Genomic DNA, 22,295 nt, shown 5'->3' with positions numbered 1-22,295 from the left:
TTTTATAGTAATTGTAGTTAAACACAGATTAATTCAAGTAAAAGTTCGCTTTATAACGAGGAGGATATCATGGGAAGATTAGTTCATTTTGAAATTCATGTAAGTGACATGGAACGTGCAAAGAAATTTTATGGAGAGGTATTCGGATGGTCATTTCAAGACTGGAGTGAGTATGCAGGAATGCCTTACTTTGGAGCTGTGACTGGCAATGAGGACGAGCTTGGAATCAATGGTGCTTTAATGCAACGTCAAGGTGCTTCTCCGGAACCAAACCAGGCCTTAAATGGATTTGCTTGTACAATGGGTGTGGAAAATTACGATGTAACAGAAGCTAAAATTCTTGAGAATGGCGGCACGGTTGCAATGCCAAAGTATGCTCTACCGGGAATGGCGTGGCAAGGTTATTATATTGATACTGAAGGCAATATATTTGGAATTCATCAACCTGACAAAAATGCAAAATAGTATCCATGATAGATCAATAAATATGCAGTCATGAGAAGCTCAATAGATTTGACTTATTAACTGCATTAAAAGACCTGAGGTTGGTTTTGTACCGGCCTAGGTCTTTTAATTTTTGTCTTTATTCGTTGTGAATATATGATGGATAGGAAACAGTAAGCTTGGGACTAAAACCAAGCGTTTAGCTTTTAGATAAAATAACAAAGTCACGTCGAGTTGGCGCTTTCTACGGGCTAAATAATCCTATGTATGCTGATGCTCAGCAATTGTTTTTAAAAAACATTCCATCGAATTTGTCATATATGCATCTTTTCGTCGAATAAAGACGGTTGAAATTGTACCGTATTTTTTTGGAATTGGATGACAATATACCTTGCCTGTTGTAGAAAGATGTTCAGCAGCCGATTGTGGTACAAGTGTAACGCCAAGACCAATGGCAACACTCTTCAAAATGGTCTCTAATATATTAAATTCCATGATTCTTTTTGGCAGTAAACCTTCATCTTTGAGCCAGAGTTCTAGCTTGGAACGATATCCGCAACCTTGATTAGAAACAAGGATTGGTGTAGACATAAATTCCTCTATACGAAAGGATTTGTTTTGTGATAGGAGAACAAGGTTTTCAGTAAATACATCATATTGTTCTAAAATTGGATGTTTAATCGGACCAGTTATAAATGCCCCATCTAATTGGTGATCCGCTACTTCTTTAATAAGTTCCTCAGTTAAACCAGCTTGCAGTGTCAAGTCGACATTGGGATATCCCTTATAGTAAGACGCTAGAATGGTTGGTAATATACTCACAGTTTCGACTGTACCGATTTTTAATGTACCGGTCGGTGTATCACTATCTAAAAAGACCTGTTTCATTTCTTCGACATCCAACAAAATTTTATTCACGTAAGCAAGCATTTTTCGCCCTTCTGGATTTAATGTCATCCCTTTTTTATGGCGATAAAAAAGCGGCGTTTGGAGTTCCTTTTCCAGTAGCTTAATACGAGCAGTTACATTGGATTGTACATAATTTAATTCTTTTGCAGCATGGCTGACGCTCCCGTGATTTGCCACGCTTTTGAAAATTTGTAAATCTCGTAGTTCCATTGAGTATACCCCCTTAAAAACTATCATTATAAATGATAGTTAATATCACTTTCAATCATTTTACGTGATGTATTTTCTTTTTTATAATTCTCATTGTGAAATTTAATTTCTTTCAGCGGTTGTCCAAACACCCGCTGAAATAGAGGAACTCAGTCTAAGAACGCCACGTCCTGTGGCAACGGCTGAGTGACCAACATCATGTTGGCCTAGAGCCTCCGGACGCAATTATGCCGAGGCATAATTAATAGAGTTGTATAGAAACGAGGAAAAAACAGTGAGAAAAAGTCAAATAATAGTAGGCATGATGGCATGTTTAATTGCAAGTATGTCGTGGGGAGCCATGTTTCCAGTTGCAGATCATGCACTTGAATATATAAATCCATTCTATTTTTCTATTATTCGTTATGGAGCGGTATCGATTGTATTAGTTATTTTATTATGGATGAAAGAAGGTAAAAAAGCTTTTCGTTTAGAAGGGAAGGGTAAACTGCTCGTCTTTTTTGGGACGATGGCATTTACTGTTTATAACGTGCTTGTTTTCTTAGGTCAGATGTTAATGGGTAAATCTGGTGTTATGGTAGCATCGATTATGGAAGCACTCATGCCGATGATTTCGATTGCTATTCTCTGGGGATATAAACAAGTGAAACCGAAGAAGTATATGATTAGCAGCATGATCATTGCTTTTGTTGGAGCTATTTTTGTTATTACAAAAGGCGATATGAGTTTCTTTCTTACACTGAAACATAATCTAGTTCCGCTAGCCTTCATTTTAATTGGAGTTGTAGGATGGGTCATTTATACAATGGGCGGTCAAACATTTAACGATTGGTCTACTCTCCGCTATTCAACATTAACATGTGTATTTGGCACTGCTGTAACAGGCATCATGACAATGATCATCACGATGCAAGGGTATGTCTCAGTCCCAAGTATGGAAACCATTTTTGCTATTAAATATGATTTATTGTTTATGATGACACTTCCAGGTATTGTAGCATTGCTTAGTTGGAATTATGGTGTGAAAATCCTATCATCCATTAATGGAATTTTATTTATTAACTTCGTTCCAATTACTACATTAGTCATTATGATGTTACAAGGATATAAAATAACAATCTTTGATATAGCAGGGACCCTACTTGTTATTTCAGCTCTTATTTGGAATAACATATGTCAGCGCAGAGAAGAAAAAACGAGTCCGCAGGTTATACAAGAGGAGGAAGAATTACGGCAGGCTGTCTAATGTTAGAAGGTTTGTTGCTTTCTTCGATAGCTGGGGCGAAATTTATTAATCTAGATTTTATCTAGGTTGTATAAATTTCGCCCAATTTATTTTGGAAATATATCCCTTAATTAAATTAGTATAATAACCAGAATAATGAGACATATCGTTTTTTCTAATTATACAGTAGAGTAACTAGTAATTAATGATGTATAATTATTATTCTTATCAAAGATTTAATGTTTTTTGAAAAAGGAGAAATAGACGAAGAAAATAGTATTTTTTGTGGTGTTAGTAATAGCGATGAGTTCTGTAAAACGGCTAGTCTTGAAAGCACTGCCGATTTCATTATCAAAGGAATGGACTATTTCGCAAAATAAATTCAAGTTAAAAAATCTAGGTATATAACTCCCATGAAAGAACGTGATCATCTTTCATTTTCTGTGGTGTAGCACGGGTTTTGTGCTACATGGATGGCTAACGGGTTCCGTTTTGGGAGAGAAAAATGCTAATAACAATATAAATAACATAATTATTAGCACATATTTCAACAACAAATTAGCAATATAAATAGCAGGCAAAAACGCTCAGATTATTTCCGAGCGTTTTTTGACATAATATTTCACTAATCTTACTGATCTATCGTACTCGTTTACTTTAAGTGTAAAATTTCACAAACTATTCACGGATTAAGAAAAATGAAGGATTTTGTTAACTTCAAAATCCTTCATTTTAAATTTTATTGTTCCATAACATTTCTAACAAACAATTGTTTGTTTTTATGAACGATTGTACATACAATGGCTAGCAATAACCCCGAAATAACGAATACGATTCTAATTCCCCACAAATCTGATAAAATTCCCATTAGCAGTGAACCAATGCCAAAGATTCCTGTTCCGATGGCACCTAATGAGGTGTAAACAGTTGACAACTTTTCTTTTGATACACTAGTCTGTATAACAGTTTGTTGTGGAATGTTTTTTATCTGACCGAAAAGACCAATACATAATGATAAAAGTAAGGCGAGAATAGGTATACTGTTTAAACTAAACAATATCGTGACGATAAAAGTTGCTAAAGAACCAGCAAAAATAAAAGTACCCAATCTTTTTTCAATCAATAATGAGTATTTGATACAAAAAATACTTCCCAAAATTAAACCAATAAAGAAAGCACCATTAATAAAACCCCACCACTTTTCACCAACATTTAAAGCGTCATTGACAAATACATATAAAATAGCGGCAATCCATACTGTACCTGCTATGGTTTCGAAAAAGTCAATCCACGCAATTTTTCTCAAAATAGGAGTGTTGGATAAAGTTTTCCATCCTTCTTTTATCTGTTCCCACTTTCCCTTTGACTCGGTTGTTGTTTGATGATCAATGTTTTCTAAAAGACATAACAACAGACTTGATAAAACAAATAAACCTCCAACTAACCAAATGAGTTGTTGTGAGCCTAATATGACTAAAAGTAAACTACCTACGAACCACATCGCTGCTTGAATTATTTGGGTAACTGTTTCAGCAATTCCATTTGCTTGGATTAACTGCTCAGATTCTACATAATGTGGAATCAATGTGTGTCTTATTGGATTTGCACAACCATCAAGAAAGGAAATCATTCCTAGGATTAGGAACAGCAAATAATAGTTAGAATCCGTTATTATGATTAACATAAACCCTAAAAAAATCAACAATACTGTTTTTCCGATTTGAGAACCTGCCATTAGCCACTTTAGATTTACTTTTCCGATTAATAGTGGTGTTAATAAACTAGATACAAACATAGATGAAGTAATGGTAAACGGCACAAAGGATGCAGCTGTCGCAGAATCAGTTAAAATAAAAATTAAGCTAATTACACTTACCATATATAGAACGTCACCAATATCGGCAAGCGAATGTCCAATCAGTAATAAACAAAAATTTCTATTAAATTTCATAATAATATCCCCCATAGTTTTTAGCTTTTTTTAAAGAGATGGGGTTTTTAAATTGGACAATTCATTCTCATGCTCCTTTCAAAAAAAGATAAATCTGGGGGATATAGATTTATCACAAATTTATGATCCACATACACTTATTTGACTTTTAACACACTGCTGATTGACTAACATAATTAATTACTAATCACTTATACTTATTTAAGCTAACCTACCTCGTCAATTGCATACAAGTTTATTAAGAATGTTACTTTATTAACCCTATACTAATTTGATTTTAGCATAAATTTTCCATTTACATTTAAAAAAGTTCGCTATTATCTAGCGAACTATCTCAAATAAATTATAACTTTTAAATCAAACAGTCTATCAGTTATACCTAATCTTTGTGCAGGGGTACGCTTTTAGATTAGAGTAGTTGCTGCTGTACGTGTAGTATCACGTATAATCGCAAAATCTCCTTCGTGTGGAACAGTTCCGTAACGAATTGCAATAGCTTTGGAAAAATTCTTGGATGTAGTTTTATCTTTTTGATAAAACGGGCCAATTCTTCCCGTCCAAGCAGTATTAACGTGAATACTAGCCAATCCACTAACCTTCGGGAAATTTTTATTAATATATGCTACACGTTTATTTACATCCTCATCTGCATTAGAACCACCAAAATCTTTGTCTGTGGTACGAGTCATGTAAACAGTAGCCCCTTTAGCTTTTAATTTCTTTTCAAGAATTTTAGACATGTTTAAAGTCACTACTTTTTCTTTTCGAGAACCTGATGTTGTACCATCGTATTTACCGCCATGACCTGCATCAATAATGAATGATTTACCTTTTACACTCATTTAAAAATCCACCTTTATTTTTTATTTGAAAACCGGCTTTCATTAATAAAGGTAAAAATCAAAGCAAAATAACAACTATTCAATTTAAAATTAAAAAGAATTTATACAGTAAAGAAGGAAAGCCAGGAAAATACGGATTTACTCGATAAGGAAATTTCAATATATTAGAAAGTCTCTATTGGTGCAGTACTAATAGAGGCACTTTTTTTAAGTCACTATTCAGGGTTCAGTTCATTCTCTCTCTACAAAAATACCTAAGGTGCAGTTTAGAAGAATAATATGAAACTGTTTCTAATTCTCAGTCGTATAAAAAATAAGGAGATTATAGAAAAATCTACGATGAATATAAAATCAATATTTATAAAGGGAAGTGTGTTATGAAATTTGAAGGTGCGATGTTAGAATATCGTTTGCAAAAAGGTAAAGACAAGTTTGAACCAATCTATTATTATACTAATATTGATTTACCACAAATTTTAACAAGAAGAGAATGTGAATTTTTTATTAAAGAAGGTAAGACTTATCAACAATTGTCTTCTGCTATTGAGGGAGAGTTAATCGTCATTTATGTGAAATTATATGAAGAAACACCAATTGAAATTAATGAACACTTGCAAGAAGGTATAAAACTTGAATTTCGTGAATTAAATGCCTATAAAAATCATCCACTTATAACATTTGAATATATGACGAATCATTTAGATGTTTTAAGCATTATTGGCAATATATATACATATATCGAAGGCAAGGAATGGGAGCGTGACTCTGCTGAAATTGATGAAGATCGAGGTGTGTATGTTTTATATGTTACGCCAACAGGTTATACGCTTGCAACATAGGGAGGGGGATTTTTAGCATGAAGAAAACAAAGAAGATGATGACAGGAGCATTAGCAGCTGCGGCTTTGGTAACGTTAACTGCTTGTGGAGAAGAAAGGGGATATGCAGAACCGACTGGAACGGATTGCGATGATTGGGATTGGGATAAGGAGACGGGTACGTATTATTGCGATGATAACCATTCAACGCATGCCGGGAGTTACTATTATGGAGGAAATTATTATAACTCAAAAAATTCATTACAAAAAAGTGCTGACTACAAAACTTATACGTCGAATTACAAATCAGGAATAGGTAGTGGTTCAAAAGGCGGTTTTGGAGGGTAAAGATGAACCGATTTCGTGAGAATCGACAACAATTTTATAGCCAGATCAAGGATTTTTGGCATGACATATATGGTATGGAATATGCTTTATTTGATATTAAGAGAGAAAGTGCTGAAACGATTAAAAAGATTCGCCAAGCAACCGAACATATTGGCCATATTTTTTATAAGTCTGCTCCTTTGCTGCGTATGTTAGATGATGAGACACTTTTGCGACTTGGATTTCCAACTGAAACGCATTCTTTCATTCGTTTGCAAACACTTCCAGTAGAAAGTGTCATTGCTCGTTTAGATTTAGTAGTAACAGATGAACAAGTAAAATTGCTTGAAATAAACGCTGATACACCTACATTTATAAAAGAAACCTTTTTTGTGAATGGAAAAGTGTGTGAACAGTTTGAGCTGGAAAATCCAAACGAAGGATGCGAAGACCAGTTAAAACAAGCAATTTTGAAAGCTGTAACGTCTTCGCTTCGCTTGAGAGGAAGATCTGGAGCTCGCAATATTGTTTTCGCAGCACACTCAGAACATGAAGAAGATAAACTTACAACAATGTATTTAAAGGAACTCGCTGGCTTAAAAAGTCATTATATGGACTTTAGTCAGCTACAACTTGTAGATGAGCCGATTTTAGAAAGTGAAGAGGTTGTCCTACCACAAGGTCTTTATGATATGTATGGAGAAAAAATCGATGTTTTATATCGACAAACGTATCCAATTGAACATTTAATATATGATGTAGATCCCCTAACGAAAGAAAAAGTAGGTCAATCGCTAATGAAGCTTGTGGAACAACAACAATTAGCCATTGTGAATCCTCCTTCTGCTTTTTTACTACAATCTAAGGCAATAATGGCGCTCATATGGGGGCTACATGAGGAACAACATTCTTTTTATACGTCTGAAGAACATAACGCAATACATAAATATTTTTTACCAACCTACTTAGATCCAGATGCTTTTTTACAACATGGACAAAGTTTTGTTAAAAAACCTACATTTGGTCGCGAAGGAGACACAGTCGAGATTTTTTCAAATACAGGTAAAAAAATTGCGGAAGATATTCATAAAACATATAAAGATGAACTTCCTGTTTATCAACAATTTATAGAGCTACCACAAACTATGATTCAAACAGAACAAGGTCCAAAACGAGCGCATTATATGTATGGTTGCTTTTATATAAATGGTAAGGCAAGTGCAATTGGTATTCGCGCAGGGGGACAAATTACAGATAACGGATCTTATTTTCTACCAATAGGATATTAGAAAATTGTAAGAATTTAAGAGAGCAAAGTGAATCAAACTGAAGCTACCATAAAAGGAGTGTGTATTGGAATGGGATATTTCTCATTAGATAGTTTTTTAAATTTTTTATTATATACAGGAACCGGGTTTATTCTCATTTTGATTGGTATTGTTGCATTTGCTTTTACAACAAAATTTTCAGAGTGGAACTTAATTAAAGTAGGTAATATGGCTGTTGCATTAAAGCTATGGGGAAAAGTGATTGGATTAGGCATCACATTATATACAGTATGGTCTTCAAGTGTTCATATACTTGATGCTATTATTTGGGGGTTAATCGGAATTGCCACACAAGTAGTTGTGTATTTGATTATTGAATACGTGTTAACACCAAAAACAAGCTTGGAGAAAAAAGTGGAAGAAGGAAATACTGCAGTAGGCTTCAGCTTATTTGCAGTGGGCATTACGGTAGGATTAATTATAGCAGGGAGTTTATCATATTAATAAAGTATATTTGATAAAACTATAATAATACATTAAAGGGAGCATGTTTTTTATTAATGAAAAAATATGCTCCCTCTTTATTTGATTTGTACATGGAAATGTCTAGGTTGAACAGTTCCCTTTAATGTAAGAAATCGATAAGTGTAAACCTTTTTGAATAGTACAGGTAATATTTTCATAATATATTTTAATTCGTTTAATACGAATGCTTGAATTGTATATTTTTGTTAAATGTAGAAGGGGTTCGACTATGTATGTCGAACTAAAATAGTGTACAAAAGGAGAGTGGATTGATTGCTCTTTATTGTACAGTTTGGTGACAAACACCATCTTATAAGGAGTGATGTGGTATGTATATAAAAATAACAGGTCGTTTTATCGGTAGGGCTATACTAATTAAGTAGAGAGTTCGTGTCAATGGATTTCTCTACTACTAGGGGAGGAATATGAAGTTTGATTAGTATAAGATCAATTGATCAAAGTAATTGGGAAGCTTGTATTCAATTGAAGCCTAAGCAAGAACAGGAAGGGTTTATTGCCTCAAATCTGTATTCAATTGCTGAAAGTAAATTTCTTTCGCATATGAAGATAAAGGCGATTTATTGTGAAGAAATACTTATCGGCTTCGCGATGTACGGAATAGATTCGGATGACGGAAACTATTGGATTTATAGGTTTATGATTGATGAGCAATTTCAAGGACGTGGGCATGGAAAGAGCGCAATGAAGTTGATCATTGAAGATATCCAGAGCAGTGCTGATCATACCGACGTTATATGGCTTGGGTATCAGCCGGAGAATGAGCAAGGAAGGAAACTATATGCCCGTGTGGGGTTTGAAGAGTCAGGAATGGCACCTTGGGGAGAAATGTTGGCAAAGTATAGTTTTCGTTAGAATATCGAAGAGAGTAATAAGTATCGCGTAACAAATGCTTTCAAGGGGATGTTCCAAAAGTCTAAAATGGATTTTAGAACATCCTCTTTTCTTTATTTAACTTTATTCAGCAGATGAAGAGATAAACAGTTGATGATTAGTAGTCCAAATAATCTGTACTAACTGCTCTCAAGTCAAAGTAAAATTCGACTCCGTTTTCAGTGTTATTTACGCCGAAGCTACTATTATGACGTTCCAATATTTGTTTTACAATAGCTAAACCTAAGCCAGAACCACCAAATTCTTTGCTTCTTGATTTTTCTACTCTGTAAAAAGGATCCCAAATTTGTTCGATTTCATCATAGGGAATGAAAATATTTTCATTTTCAATTTTAAACTTATATTTATTTAAACCCTCTAGATAGACAATTTTGATGTTAATACGGTTATGTTTTGGCGTATATTTTATAGCGTTGACAAATAGGTTGGTAATGACCTGCTCGATTCTTTTTATATCTCCATTTACATAAGCTTCCTCATCAATTTCAAACAGAACCTGCAATCCTTTTTCGTCAGCCATAGCTTTGAATTTATCGTAAACCTTTAAAAATGTATGCCATAAGTCAAAGGTGCTTTCAGAAAGCTGATAAATAGGGGACTCTAGTCTCGAAATATCAAGCATTTCTTGCACCATTTCCGTCATTCGGTCGACTTCATCCAAAATGACATCACAATATTTTAAGTCGTTTTGCTCATATACACCGTTTTTTATGCCTTTAATATAACCGTTTATTACGGTTAAAGGGGTCTTTAATTCATGAGATACGTTGGCAACAAACTCTTTTTCTTTTTCCTTCAACTTCAACTGTAGTTCATAATCTTGTGCAAGTTTTTCATTGGCATGGACTAATTCTGTAATTTTCTGTTCTAGGTTAGTAGAAATTTTGTTTAATGCTTCACCCATTTGCCCAAGCTCGTCCTTGGACTTAACAATATATTTTTCGCTGAAATTTTGATTTGCAATCTGATTCGCAATCGTGCTCATTTTAACCAAAGGCTTGGATAATGTCTTAGAAAAAACAATAGCTATTATAATAACGATGATCATTGTAAAAATAAATAAAATAATATAGTACTGATTTAAATTGCCGATAACTTCATCTACAGATTGAAGAGAAGAAACAGCCAATATTACCAAATCTGTTCCTTCCACATTTTCAATTAACATCAAATTATTAATGTCTGTCTGTGTGTCCCGTACCGTATATATTTGATTAGGTAACGTTTGACCTTCATTTTTATTTGTCATGACAAGCATTTCTTGAATGAGAACATTTTTTTGCGCTGTGAAGGATTTACTTTCAGTTGGTTTTGAAATCACTTTTCCTTCAATTGTAATAGGCTTAGGCTGCTCATTCATCATGTCATTGTCACTTATAGTGATTCCTTCAAAAAATATCGTGGATGCATCGTTTGGCTCTAAGATTTGAGTACCAATTTTGATTTTTTTCGGGAGAACTAAGGATTCCTTATCATCTAATAGCAGACCCTCGATTGAGATGTTGTTCTCTTTATTTATTTCTTTATAATCAATAGACATAAAGTCATCTACGATTTTATACTCCTTGTTGTCCTTCGTTCTGATCACGAATTGCGAGTAATTATTGTTTAAAGACGCTCCGTAATGAGCCTGAAGTTGATGATTGATAACCGAAATAATAGCATTATTACTCTCTGACATTTCAGTAATATACTGATTAATTGTGTCAGTCGACTCATGGTTTTTAATCTTTGATTCAACTGTATGGGCAAACTCTTCCATATTTTGTTTCTTTTTATGGATATAGTAAGGTTCGAAATAAATCGATTGAAAGACGATTTGGACTATAAATATAGCAGTAAATAATAAGATATGAATTAAAAAAAGCTTATAGGCAATTCCTCTTTTTCGCATTATTCCACCTCAAATTTATACCCTAAACCAAATACGGTTTTAATTAGGTAGGCTTTATGCTGTAAGTTTTTTCTAAGTTTTTTTACTTGCGCATCAACTACTCTTGCGCTTCCGAAATAATCATATCCCCATACTTCATTTAATATTTGATCTCTGGACAAGACAATATGCTTGTTTTCCATCAAATATAGTAAAAGATCAAATTGTTTTGGCTCTAATTCAATGGACGTGCTATCTATCCATACTTCACGTGTAAGTTTGTTAATCGTGACTCCTTTTAGCGTCAAGGTTTCTTTGTCTCTATCTTCTTTTTTTACAGTATAGATTCTATCGAGAAGAACTTTAGATTTAGCTACTAGAATCTCAGGATTAAACGGCTTAGTCATATAATCGTCCACTTTAAATTCATAGCCCATCAACTGATCTTCTACTTCGGATCGTGCTGTCAGCATAATGATAGGAACATCTGATTTTTTTCTAATTCTTCTGCACACGGAGAATCCGTCGATTTCTGGTAGCATGATGTCGAGAATAATTAAATCGACTGATTCTTCTTCAAATATTTGCAGACCAACCTTACCATTTATCGCAATTAGGACTTTGTATTCGTTCATGGTGAAATAGTCAGCTATTATATTAGCAATTTTCAGTTCATCTTCTATAATTAAAATCGTTCGCTTCATTAAAATCTCCTTATTTAATAAAGCAGGCATCTTCTTAGTAAAATTATTTACCGTAAAGAAGAAGGATGCCTGCTAAATCTATGGTTCGTTATTTCATCAATATTTGATACTCTCCGTCTTTTTCCTCATACTTGGCATCAAAGATTAATAAATCATCTCTTTGAATCGTAAGTAGTTTGTCTTTAGAGAATTCGATCTCCTTTTTAGGAATATATACAATCGTGTAACCCATTATCGTATTTGGATTCATCTTCGTCGAATCTTTATAACCTTCCATAGGAGCTTCTATGTAAAGAGATTCCATTTTGTTAAGTTTGATACGAGTATCTGGAAGGATAATTTCTCTTGTCGTTGTTTGTATTTCTGCTGGATTCCCTTTATATTGGTACTCCACTATCATATCCTCAAACGTAGCTGAGGAGTTTTGAATTGTCACAGGGATTCTGACTGCTACATACTGGTTATCCTTCTGTTTGGATGCTATATCATCTACATAAGATTTTAGCTTACTATTATAAGAATTGTAATAATCATCGTTAGCTTTTTTTATATTTTCATGACCTTCAGCTTTTTTGCTACCGAATTGGGAATTCAATAATCCTAAAGGAGAAGCTGTTAATATTGTTTTGTCATTAAGGTTCAAGTCAACTGCAGAAGCAATTGCTAAAGCTCCGATATCATAAAATTCTCGGTCCTTCATCAAGAGTACTTCTTCTTGCTCTTGATTAGAATTATCTATAATATTTTGTAAAGTCAACTCATTTAATTCTTTTACAGATGCGTGTGGATGTTGGAGCATCTGATATGCTTTTGACTCTAGATAAGTAGCCATACCTTCAATATTATCGTAGCCGTCTTGGTCCTTATTCTTTTTGTTACTATTTAAATATAATTCATAAAAATATACAGCTTTTTGAATCTGATCGATTTTCTCATCTTTCTTCTTGGATTCAATAGCTTTTTTTAGGTATTGGTACATTTCATTTCGGTAATATCTACTGTCGATATCTTCGGGATATGTTTCAGCTCTTGTACCAAGACCTTCCACAGTGCCTCCAGACTGTAGTAGAATATGAATCCCTTCATGGATAATAAACTTAAATACATATTCATATGCTGCCTTCTCATCTGTGCCAGAAATAAAGTCTGACGCAAAATCAAGGTTAAAGACATAGGTAGGGTGATTATTGAATGTCGTAAGTTGGAATGGCGTCACCAACAATTGGGTATCCTTTATGGAATCCGTACTATACTCAATCACCTCGTCTTTAGGTCCAATATCGGTTTTCTGGTTGTTGATCAAATAGGCTATTTTGTTAGAAGGATTCAACAATAATATTTGCTTATCCTCATTATTGAACGATGGCCATAGCTTGCTTGCATCGTCTATCAAAATCTTTTTTATATCTTTCACTAATTCAGGTGTTATTTCTCTAATTTTTTGACTATTTTCAATCGGGTTGCTGTCCATCAAATCTTCGTTCGTCTTTTGGGAGTCTTCAACCTTCTTGTTTTCAGGCTTTACTGTCGTTTCCTGATTATTGTTGTTACATGCCGTTAATATGGTTATGATCAAAATCATGAACATTAAACGTACTGTTTTTAACATAATTATCATCCTTCTTTTAATAATTAATCCTGTTTAAGTAGTTGAATCGGATTTAACTTTGCTGCTTGGTTAGCAGGAATCATACATGCCAATACATTAATTACGATGCCAAATCCTATAGTTAGCAGGACTGTAAATACATCTATATGTAACAGCTCGAAATGAATTTTAGCTTCCAGTGCACGGTTCAAAATAACCTGAACTACTATGCCAAGCACTGTACCATTGATAGAAGCCATACCTCCCAATAAAATCGCTTCCGAAAAGAAGATCCAGCGAACTTCTCTATTTCTGCCGCCAATTGCTTTGAACAAACCAATTTCTTTTCTTCGCTCTAAAACACTGATATAAAGAATAATTCCTACCATAATAGAGGAGATTAAGAGAATTAGCATAGAAACGCCAGTAATAGCAAGCTGTATATTTTTAAATGTTTTAGTTAACTCTTTCAATACATTTTCAGGTGTTGTAATGGTATAGTTTTGCTTGAACTGGTTGACAACTGATTCGATTGAGCTTTTATTATCCACATACACTTCATAGTTGTTAGTCGTTATTTCTGAGTCTTTACCGATAAATCTTGAACGTTTAACAACCTCTGTGTGGAAATCATATGGAATATATGAATATTCTTTTCCGATAAAAGATCGTTCCGTAATGGCAGAAATCTTCAACTTTTGCGTGTCCCATCGAGAGGGATAGCTCGTAATTTCGTCCATGGACAGAAACTTCATTGTAATCTCTTTGCCGATTAATTCTTCTAACTTGCCGCCTTCCTTTAGCAGTTTTTTGGCTGTGCTTTCTGACAGGGCAATTCCGTGCTCCTCATCTTTTGGAAGTTGGCCATATAATACCTTTGGCAAGGCGTAATCATTTCTATTTTTTTCTTTATGCAAAGGTTTGACATCAAAGCTGATGATATCTTGCTTTTTCTCAATTCTTGCCGATAGATCGAATTCAGATTGCACTAATTTGATATGCTCATTTTTCTTGAGTTCATAATAATTGGAACTAATCATATAATCTTGTTCTTTTTTAAAATCTAGCTTTTTACCGTCTATTACTTTATCGGATGAATACTGTATATAGTTGTCTATTCCGCTCCCGAACGCCAGAGCCAGTAAAAATCCACAAATCCCCATAGAAATGCCTATCGATACAAGGAAATAGCGCCATCTTTTTTCCTTAATCCTGTGATAAGAAAGTCTAAATGCTGATTTCAGTTGAAAAGCACGTTTCCGGGGTGGTTCTTCCGGTATCTCCATTTGAACAGAATCCCGTTTACTTTGTTTCCTGTCCTCGATGATCTCTCCGTCTTTAACTCTAACGATTCTCGAAGCTTGCTCAGCAACCGCCTCATCGTGGGTGACTACAACGACCAAGCGACCTCGCTCAGAAATTCTTTTCAATAAATCAATTATTTCTTGAGAAGTATGAGAATCTAAGGCACCCGTCGGTTCATCAGCCAAGATGATGTTTGGCGACTTAACTAACGCTCTTGCAATCGCAACTCTTTGTTGTTGTCCTCCCGACAATTCATTAGCTTTTTGGTGAATCGCTTTTTCCAGACCAACTTCTCGAAGGGCTTGTACACATTTTTGGTGAGCTTCCTTTTTCTCATACGAGCTCATAGCCAAAGCCAATTCTACATTTTCCAACACAGTCAGGTGAGGAATTAGGTGAAAATGTTGAAACACAAATCCGACGTTATCTTTACGGTAATCAGAATACTGATGATCGTTAAACGTCGACATAGGTGTTTCATTTATGTACACCTCTCCAGAATCGGGTTTATCCAGACCCCCAAGTGTGTTGAGAAGTGTAGACTTTCCAGAGCCAGAAGCTCCTACAATCGCAACGAGCTCACCGTGATCTAATATTAAATTTACATTTTTCAATGCAGGGATTGGGGTTGATTTATCTGGATAATAGGTTTTACTAACATTTCTAATTTCTATCATTGAACCACTCCATCTCTTCTAATTGTTGTCTATGATAATGGTTGGTAATGATGGTCTTATGAATACCTTATGACTTTTTTGTGACTATTGGAGAAGGATATCGATTCAAAAGTCAGACCTGAACTTATTGTTGTCTACAAAAGAAAGGGGGTTATTCTACAAATCATTGATTAATGGAAGACTATAAAGCGCGAACACTTATGATTTACGTTTTTTCCTTGATAGCTTATCTAAAAAAGAAGTAACAACATCTTTAGAAAGAATGGCTCCAAAAAAACCAACAGAAACGTATCTTTGGCTAATACATCCTGAAAATAGGAATTTGCAGATAGATACTTGGCGAGAATGGCGGGTGCTTGACGGTTTACCAGATGAAACAGGTGTGGAAGCTTATAGAGAGGCAAGTAGAACTATTAAAAAAGCTAGAAACGACAGAAAGGAGGCTGCTAAACACAAGCGTAAGCCTAGAACCGAGTAAAGTATACCAGTTGATTTATGAGACCCTTGAACAGAATCAATTTAAGCAAATGACCTCATACTTTTGTGACCTATTAGATGTCTCTCGTTCTGGATATTACAGCTATCTAAAAGCATCCGTCAGTCGAGAAGCAAGAGAGCAATTGGACTTAGAAGCGAAAGAAATCATATTAAAAGCTTTTAAGCGGCGGGGTTATAAGAAAGGATCACGTTCTATTAAAATGATACTGGAGAATGAATATATAATATTATCTTTAGACGTAAAAAGATCCTAAGAATCATGAAGAAATAGGGCATTGTCTGTCCTCATAGAAAGCCGAATCCTTATAAAAGAATCGCTAAAGCTACAAAGGAGCATCAGGTCGTTTCAAACAAGTTAAATAGAGAATTTAAACAAGGGATTCCTGGAAAAGTGTTATTAACGGACATTACTTATTGGCCATATAATGATAATTGTAAGACTTATTTGTCAACTATAAAAGGTGACCCCTATTTAATATAGGAATCACCTTCTAGTAGCTTAATCTCTTTTTTTATTGTTCTTGACATAGGTGCCATTTTATAATTGTTGCTCTTTTGTTTATTTGTATTTTACTATCACGTAAGTAGCTGTAGTTTTCGCTACGTTTTTATAATACGAGCTACTAACATTAGGAAGACTTACACGATATCTTTCTACTTTTATATCTGCATAGCCACCTAAACGGCTAAGTTTATTTGAATTTGCTGGTATAGTAGTATTAACACCATATGATTTAGAGAATGATACGCCAACATCTCCCCAATTAGTGTTCACTTTCGAAGAGAAAGATTCTGATTGGTTATTTACTAACTGATAAGCATTTGCATATGTCCATGATGGAGTGAATTTTGAGTATCCAAGGAATTCCATCTTCTTATTTTGAGTACCTACTAATGTTTCTCCAATTGCCAGTGGAGCAATCCCCGGATTTTCATCGATTGATTTCATATAATCCAAATGAGCTTCCATATCTTCCTGATTGTCAAAAAAGATTATTGAACCATCGCTTTCTGTGATTTGCAAATTGTTGTCATAATCAATACTAGATGTGTCATCGTTTGAACTGTCCTCTGCAGCTGATGCTTCATAATTATTGAAGGATAGAATTATGAAAGCGCTTAGAAAAAACAATAAGACTTTAAACTTTTTCATTTTAACACCCCTTTTTTTATGATTAAATTTATTGTACCATATATTAGTAGATTTTGTGTGATATTTACATTTTTATTTAATGGATGGATAATATAATAAAAAGGAGGGTGCTATTAATGGAGAAAAAGAAGAAAGTTATAAATGTTCCAGAATCTATTTTATTAATAAGTTCTTTTTTTATGTTTATTTATCTCTCTAAGAATCTTGTATTTATACCAGAATTTAAATATTTTTTTGAAAGAAGTTCGCTATGGTTTGTTTTTCCTATTGTTACACTCATAGTAGGTATTCATTCTTTTCTAAAAAGATAATAGTAAAAAGCGACCCGTTTCGGATGGCTTTATTTCCCCAATAAGGGTGAGACGACTTATACATCCCCATACAAATCGAGTTGAAGCACGAATGATTATGTATGCAAGATTTTATACATCGTTGTTGTAACAACCTTTTTAGGTTAAATGACTAGCTACAGCATGTATAAAATCTTGCATAAAACTATCATCAAAAGATAAGCCAATTACTTTATGGATAAGAAGCCGAAATGAAAGGTGAAATTACTGTAAAAAAGTAGGTCTCCCAAAAAAACTTTGGGGGACCTAAGTAGTAACCATTTCAATAATGAATTTTTTATTTAAAAGATGCATACACTTTGGGATTACCAATATATGTATTATCTGAATTATACACCTTTCCGTCAGGTGTTCCTACCCCGTGGGATGTTCTCAAAGTCTATAAATGGTTTTGAGAACATCTCTTTAATTTGGCTGCAGTATCACTTGTTATAGTGCTCATTTCTATACTGTTTTGGTGTGATGCCAGTGAATTTTTTAAAGATTTTAATGAAATAGCTTTGATCAGTGAAATTTAGCAATGAACCAATATCTAAGATTGGATAATTTGTGAAAGTTAATAGCCTCTTTGCTTCATCAATACGTTGCTGTTGAATATATTCACTGATTGAAATGCCGACTTCCTTTTTAAATAAAGATGAAAGATAATTGGGACTTAAATGGCAGATATCTGCAAGTTGATCCAAAGTAACTTCACCATAAATGTGATTATCAATATAATGCTGACAAGTTGTGATTGTCGCAGAATACATTTCTTTATTTGCTTTTGATACTCGATTAGTAAAGTCGTAAATGGCTTCCTCTGTTAAAGCAAGTATTGTATGCCAGCTATCTTGTTCCTCGAGTTTTTGAATATAGAAATCACTTAATGTAAATGCGGTTTCTTCATTTAATCCACCTTCTATGGCTGCACGACAAGTAAGGGCTATTCCCGTTATCATTAGATTCTGTAAACTTCTTAGCCGACTTTGTTTAGATAGTATGCCAAGTTCAGCTTCTCCGACGATAGAGTAGTTCAGCACCTCAGTTAATTTATCCTTACGCCCGTTTTTTACATAGTCTAACAATATTTTTTCATAATAAAGATTTGTATGAACAATATAGTTTCTTCTTGCATTTGAAAGTTCAAGAATCGTATTTTCTTTTTGGATAATAATCGGCTTTAATGCTTGGTTGTTATGTATAACCATCGTTTTGTTTAGTTTTTGTCGATAAATAAGATAGTAAACGAATAAACTAATTGATAAAAATTGTTGGTAATGGAGAGAAGGGATGGGTTGATCGCCATCATAGAAATTTATTTTTTCATCAGACATTTCTGAGGAAAGAGCAGGTCCCACTATGATTGAACCTAAAAATTGCTGATCCATTTTTAAATTAATATAGAAAAAATTTAATTTGGCGTTAGAGAAAAAAATCGGGAAATCACTTGGAGTAGTATGAAATGGATATGCTCGAATGTGATCTTTTAAAGGAGCAAAATGTGAGTTTTCCTGGAAATGTTTTGAAGTGTACTCAAAAGCAATTTCTCCAAATTGATTGATATAAAAAACAGAAAGATTATGTGTTTCATAAATTAGCTGACAAATATATTGAAGATCGATTGAGGAGATTTTCATCTTTCTAACCCCATCTCTATTTTTAATATTCACAATGAAAGTAGTAATATTTTTGGCTAAATACAATGAGAAAATACTATTTTGTGTAGAATAATACAATAAAAATTGTTGATTTGGCAATAAAATAAACAGTGAATTAAATATATCAAGGGGGAAATTAAGTATGGATCTTTTAAATAAAATTGCAATAGTAACTGGAGCTGGAAGCGGTATTGGTAGAGCCAGCAGTATTAAACTTGCTAGTAATGGAGCAAAAGTTGTAGTGGTCGATTTCAATAAGGAAACAGGTGAAGAAACTTTAAGCCTGATTAAGGAACAGGGTGGCGAAGGTATCTTCGTTCAAGCCGATGTTTCGAAAAGTGAAGATGTTCAGAAATATGTAATTGCTACGATTGAAACATATGGACGTATCGATGTATTTTTCAATAATGCTGGGATTATTCAAAAAATTTCACCACTTACTGAGATTGATGATGCTGAATATGATCGTATTATGTCCATCAATGTAAAAGGCGTATTCCTTGGCTTAAAACATGTTTTGAAAGTAATGGAAGGTCAAGGTAGTGGTTCAATCATTAATACAGCTTCAACGGCAGGTATCCGAAGTGAACACAGTATGGCTGCATATTCTGCAAGTAAACATGCTGTAGTTGGTTTGACTAAATCAGCTTCGTTAGAATACGTTAAAAAAGGCATTCGCATTAATGCTATTTGTCCAGGCGGTGTTCAAACAGCGTTAACAAATAGTGTTACGGAAATGTTTGAAACAACTGGATATATTCCAGATGAACTTCCGAACATGCGAATGGGACGTTATGCAGCACCAGAAGAGTTAGCAGAAATGGTTGCTTTCTTAGCATCTGAACGCGCTAGCTATATGACAGGATCAATAGTTCTTGTTGATGCTGGTTTAACTTTATAATAAGAAAAATCCCGAATATTGAATGTTATTCGGGATTTTGTTTTTATTATCTTGTGTTTTTAATTTATCCTAAAGCCTTCTATTAAACATCGTTATAAATGAATAATTCAATTGAGCGTGTTTTAATCAGTTTTCGGTTTAAAACACGCTCTTAAACTATGCTATTTTCTTTTGTTTAGATACAGGAACTGACCGATTTAAAACACTGTTAGCTATCATTCCAACCATAATAATGATCATACCGATTAAAGATACTCCAACAGGCCAAGAACCATTTAAAAAAAGGATTTCACCAAGAACAGTAAATATCATTGTTCCAGCTTGTGTTGCCTCTACTGCCCCTAACAAAGACAGGTTATTTTTCGCTAAGTCAGTAGCGAAGAAAAATGTCATTGTGGCGATAACACCCGAACATAATGCTAATAAGAAACCTTGCGTAATTTGCCCAGATGTTGGAATGCCAGTTGTTGTCCAACCATAAATCGCTAATATAATACTGACAGGAAGGCTGCCAATTGCCATGCCTAACACGCGTTGAAATGTATCTAGGCGACCAGCAACGACTTCCATCATTTTTCTATTACCGAAAGGATATAAGAATGCAGCGATAACTACAGGGAGGAAGCCAGATAAAAATTGAGAAACAGTAATATCTCCAGCTTCTGTTAATTGCATACAAATGACACCCGTTAAAATAAATAAGGAAACGAGTAAGCTTCGCATTGGAATTTTACCGCGAACTCGTTTAACTCCTGACTTCGTCTCCAATGTAATGAAAAATAACGGAGATAATAACAAACCAGCTAAAATGGTTATTTGCCATGTACCTGCTACGAGCCATGCAGGACTAAATACAGCAGCATAGCTTAATAAGGAATAAAATCCAACTCCGGCTATTGTGCCATAACCAAGCCATGCCAAAGGATGTTTACGCATTTCTACCCATAGTGGACGAAGGTTTTTGCGAAATAGGACGATAAAGAATAAAATGGGTAAAGCGAATAAAAATCGGAAGGAAGCAGTCCAAGCCCAGCTTGTTCCTGATACGTTCATAACTCGATTTATAATAAATGTAGCTGAAAAAAACGCAGATGATAAAATACCTAATAAGATAGCACGCATTTCGTTCGCTCCTTTCTAAATATATATTATAATATAATTATTTAGTTAGAAAGTAAACTATAATATACCGAAAGTGAGGTTCCTATGAAAGAACAAGAGGATATGCAAACAAAAGAAGTTATTTTGCAAGTTGGTCAATTGTTACGACAAATACGCAATGAACAGAAATTTAGTTTAGAAGAGTTAGCGAAAAAAACGGGTGTTAGTAAATTAACACTAGGAAAAATTGAGAGAGGAGAAACGAATCCTACATTAGGTGTCATTTGGAAGATTACGAAAGGATTATCTATTCCGTTGTCACGGCTTATGGTGATAGAAGATAGAGTAAATGTTGCACGCTGCGGAGAAGGATTTACTATAGAAGAAAATCAAATGTGGCGGTTAGAGACTGTATTTCGTTACAAAAAAGAAACAGGATTGGAAATGCATCGTGCTTGTTTGCAACCGAATAGCATATATGAGGCAGAACCTCATCATGAAGGAGCTATTGAATTTGTAACAGTAATGAAAGGGGAAATTTCGATTCAAGTTGGACAAGAAAAGTATGAATTAAACGAATTTGATTCTATTCAATTTGAAGCAAATCGAAAGCATAGCTATGAAAACAAGGGGAATGAAGTAGCAGTTCTCCATTTAACAATGAAATATTTATCTTGAAATATTGGAGGATTTACAAAAAGAATTTAACTTAACATTATTGTTTATCTCTCATGATTTAAGTGTTGTACGCCATATTTCCAATCGAATTGACGTAATGTATTTAGGAAAGATAGTAGAAGAAACAACGACAGATGAGATTTTTAGCAACCCAATGCATCCTTATACAAAAGAGCTTTTATCAGCAATTCCTGTGCCCAATCCGCGAATAAAACGTGAAAAGATTAAGCTACAAGGTGAAATCCCTTCTCCATTGAATCCACCAACAGGCTGTGTTTTCCAGACGAGATGCCCTTTTGTAATGGAAAAATGCCGGACGGTGGAGCCAGAGTTGGTCGAACATTCACCTGCCCATAAAACGGCCTGTCATTTATATTACAAGTAGGGGGAGTTTTGA

The 22,295-nt window shown here is 34.2% G+C and carries 24 protein-coding genes; 13 read left to right on the top strand and 11 right to left on the bottom strand.

Going from position 1 to position 22,295, the window contains the following annotated elements; translation table 11 throughout:
* Positions 1 to 69: 69 nt before the first annotated feature.
* Positions 70 to 465, top strand: a complete 396-nt coding sequence (locus tag ACYQ73_RS01375; protein ID WP_460010807.1) for a VOC family protein — start codon at positions 70 to 72, stop codon at positions 463 to 465.
* A gap of 240 nt (positions 466 to 705) precedes the next feature.
* Here the strand turns inward: ACYQ73_RS01375 and ACYQ73_RS01370 are convergent, their stop codons facing one another.
* Positions 706 to 1,563 carry a LysR family transcriptional regulator gene (locus tag ACYQ73_RS01370; protein WP_460010806.1) on the bottom strand — a complete coding sequence of 286 codons (858 nt, stop codon included), beginning with the start codon at positions 1,561 to 1,563 and terminating at the stop codon, positions 706 to 708.
* Positions 1,564 to 1,665: 102 nt separating this feature from the next.
* On the bottom strand, positions 1,666 to 1,788 hold the full coding sequence (locus tag ACYQ73_RS01365; RefSeq protein ID WP_460010805.1) for a hypothetical protein: 123 nt from the start codon (positions 1,786 to 1,788) through the stop codon (positions 1,666 to 1,668).
* Positions 1,789 to 1,837: 49 nt separating this feature from the next.
* Between ACYQ73_RS01365 and ACYQ73_RS01360 the strand changes: the two genes are divergently transcribed.
* The gene (locus ACYQ73_RS01360; protein ID WP_460010804.1) at positions 1,838 to 2,809 is read left to right on the top strand and encodes a DMT family transporter; all 972 of its coding nucleotides are present in this window, start codon (positions 1,838 to 1,840) and stop codon (positions 2,807 to 2,809) included.
* Positions 2,810 to 3,027: 218 nt separating this feature from the next.
* Complete coding sequence (locus ACYQ73_RS01355) at positions 3,028 to 3,168, top strand: hypothetical protein (protein WP_460010803.1); 141 nt, start codon at positions 3,028 to 3,030, stop codon at positions 3,166 to 3,168.
* A gap of 359 nt (positions 3,169 to 3,527) precedes the next feature.
* Here the strand turns inward: ACYQ73_RS01355 and ACYQ73_RS01350 are convergent, their stop codons facing one another.
* Together ACYQ73_RS01350 and ACYQ73_RS01345 are read right to left on the bottom strand one after the other, a co-directional pair.
* Positions 3,528 to 4,739, bottom strand: coding sequence for an MFS transporter (locus ACYQ73_RS01350; RefSeq protein ID WP_460010802.1), 1,212 nt, complete (start codon positions 4,737 to 4,739; stop codon positions 3,528 to 3,530).
* 404 nt (positions 4,740 to 5,143) lie between these two features.
* Positions 5,144 to 5,581, bottom strand: a complete 438-nt coding sequence (locus tag ACYQ73_RS01345; protein ID WP_460010801.1) for an N-acetylmuramoyl-L-alanine amidase — start codon at positions 5,579 to 5,581, stop codon at positions 5,144 to 5,146.
* A 377-nt stretch (positions 5,582 to 5,958) separates the two neighbouring features.
* Here ACYQ73_RS01345 and ACYQ73_RS01340 point away from each other — a divergent pair, with 377 nt between their 5' ends.
* The 5 genes from ACYQ73_RS01340 (at position 5,959) to ACYQ73_RS01320 (ending at position 9,391) form a co-directional block, all read left to right on the top strand.
* Entirely contained in the window at positions 5,959 to 6,420 is a 462-nt protein-coding gene (locus ACYQ73_RS01340) for a hypothetical protein (protein ID WP_460010800.1), read from the top strand.
* Between the two features lie 17 nt (positions 6,421 to 6,437).
* Complete coding sequence (locus ACYQ73_RS01335) at positions 6,438 to 6,746, top strand: hypothetical protein (RefSeq protein ID WP_460010799.1); 309 nt, start codon at positions 6,438 to 6,440, stop codon at positions 6,744 to 6,746.
* 2 nt (positions 6,747 to 6,748) lie between these two features.
* Positions 6,749 to 8,014 carry a glutathionylspermidine synthase family protein gene (locus ACYQ73_RS01330; protein ID WP_460010798.1) on the top strand — a complete coding sequence of 422 codons (1,266 nt, stop codon included), beginning with the start codon at positions 6,749 to 6,751 and terminating at the stop codon, positions 8,012 to 8,014.
* Positions 8,015 to 8,083: 69 nt separating this feature from the next.
* On the top strand, positions 8,084 to 8,497 hold the full coding sequence (locus ACYQ73_RS01325; protein WP_460010797.1) for a DUF350 domain-containing protein: 414 nt from the start codon (positions 8,084 to 8,086) through the stop codon (positions 8,495 to 8,497).
* A gap of 453 nt (positions 8,498 to 8,950) precedes the next feature.
* Entirely contained in the window at positions 8,951 to 9,391 is a 441-nt protein-coding gene (locus ACYQ73_RS01320) for a GNAT family N-acetyltransferase (protein ID WP_460010796.1), read from the top strand.
* A gap of 136 nt (positions 9,392 to 9,527) precedes the next feature.
* Here the strand turns inward: ACYQ73_RS01320 and ACYQ73_RS01315 are convergent, their stop codons facing one another.
* From ACYQ73_RS01315 to ACYQ73_RS01300, 4 genes are all read right to left on the bottom strand, one after another.
* Entirely contained in the window at positions 9,528 to 11,324 is a 1,797-nt protein-coding gene (locus tag ACYQ73_RS01315; RefSeq protein WP_460010795.1) for a sensor histidine kinase, read from the bottom strand.
* Positions 11,324 to 12,007 carry a response regulator transcription factor gene (locus ACYQ73_RS01310; RefSeq protein ID WP_460010794.1) on the bottom strand — a complete coding sequence of 228 codons (684 nt, stop codon included), beginning with the start codon at positions 12,005 to 12,007 and terminating at the stop codon, positions 11,324 to 11,326. Before ACYQ73_RS01310 ends, ACYQ73_RS01315 begins: the two co-directional genes overlap by 1 nt.
* An 88-nt stretch (positions 12,008 to 12,095) precedes the next feature.
* Complete coding sequence (locus ACYQ73_RS01305; protein WP_460010793.1) at positions 12,096 to 13,616, bottom strand: hypothetical protein; 1,521 nt, start codon at positions 13,614 to 13,616, stop codon at positions 12,096 to 12,098.
* Positions 13,617 to 13,639: 23 nt separating this feature from the next.
* Positions 13,640 to 15,577 carry an ABC transporter ATP-binding protein/permease gene (locus ACYQ73_RS01300; protein ID WP_460010792.1) on the bottom strand — a complete coding sequence of 646 codons (1,938 nt, stop codon included), beginning with the start codon at positions 15,575 to 15,577 and terminating at the stop codon, positions 13,640 to 13,642.
* A gap of 262 nt (positions 15,578 to 15,839) precedes the next feature.
* Between ACYQ73_RS01300 and ACYQ73_RS01295 the strand changes: the two genes are divergently transcribed.
* Positions 15,840 to 16,055 (top strand): hypothetical protein, encoded by a 216-nt coding sequence (locus ACYQ73_RS01295; RefSeq protein ID WP_460010791.1) that lies wholly within the window; start codon positions 15,840 to 15,842, stop codon positions 16,053 to 16,055.
* Between the two features lie 579 nt (positions 16,056 to 16,634).
* Here ACYQ73_RS01295 and ACYQ73_RS01290 read toward each other — a convergent pair.
* On the bottom strand, positions 16,635 to 17,228 hold the full coding sequence (locus tag ACYQ73_RS01290) for a hypothetical protein (RefSeq protein WP_460010790.1): 594 nt from the start codon (positions 17,226 to 17,228) through the stop codon (positions 16,635 to 16,637).
* A 116-nt stretch (positions 17,229 to 17,344) separates the two neighbouring features.
* Between ACYQ73_RS01290 and ACYQ73_RS01285 the strand changes: the two genes are divergently transcribed.
* Complete coding sequence (locus ACYQ73_RS01285; RefSeq protein WP_460010789.1) at positions 17,345 to 17,539, top strand: hypothetical protein; 195 nt, start codon at positions 17,345 to 17,347, stop codon at positions 17,537 to 17,539.
* Positions 17,540 to 18,000: 461 nt separating this feature from the next.
* Here the strand turns inward: ACYQ73_RS01285 and ACYQ73_RS01280 are convergent, their stop codons facing one another.
* Positions 18,001 to 19,197, bottom strand: coding sequence for an AraC family transcriptional regulator (locus ACYQ73_RS01280; protein WP_460010788.1), 1,197 nt, complete (start codon positions 19,195 to 19,197; stop codon positions 18,001 to 18,003).
* Between the two features lie 163 nt (positions 19,198 to 19,360).
* Here ACYQ73_RS01280 and ACYQ73_RS01275 point away from each other — a divergent pair, with 163 nt between their 5' ends.
* Positions 19,361 to 20,119, top strand: a complete 759-nt coding sequence (locus tag ACYQ73_RS01275) for an SDR family NAD(P)-dependent oxidoreductase (protein ID WP_460010787.1) — start codon at positions 19,361 to 19,363, stop codon at positions 20,117 to 20,119.
* Positions 20,120 to 20,275: 156 nt separating this feature from the next.
* Here the strand turns inward: ACYQ73_RS01275 and ACYQ73_RS01270 are convergent, their stop codons facing one another.
* Positions 20,276 to 21,241, bottom strand: a complete 966-nt coding sequence (locus tag ACYQ73_RS01270) for a DMT family transporter (RefSeq protein WP_460010786.1) — start codon at positions 21,239 to 21,241, stop codon at positions 20,276 to 20,278.
* 84 nt (positions 21,242 to 21,325) lie between these two features.
* On the opposite strand from ACYQ73_RS01270, the gene ACYQ73_RS01265 reads away from it, so the two are divergent.
* Both ACYQ73_RS01265 and ACYQ73_RS01260 read left to right on the top strand, forming a co-directional pair.
* The gene (locus ACYQ73_RS01265; RefSeq protein WP_460010785.1) at positions 21,326 to 21,898 is read left to right on the top strand and encodes a helix-turn-helix domain-containing protein; all 573 of its coding nucleotides are present in this window, start codon (positions 21,326 to 21,328) and stop codon (positions 21,896 to 21,898) included.
* Positions 21,899 to 21,902: 4 nt separating this feature from the next.
* The gene (locus tag ACYQ73_RS01260) at positions 21,903 to 22,283 is read left to right on the top strand and encodes an oligopeptide/dipeptide ABC transporter ATP-binding protein (protein WP_460010784.1); all 381 of its coding nucleotides are present in this window, start codon (positions 21,903 to 21,905) and stop codon (positions 22,281 to 22,283) included.
* Positions 22,284 to 22,295: the final 12 nt, after the last annotated feature.

Source organism: Lysinibacillus sp. CTST325 (assembly GCF_054665055.1).
The sequence above is the reverse complement of the archived record's forward strand: the minus strand, read 5'-3'. Positions and strand labels throughout refer to the sequence as shown.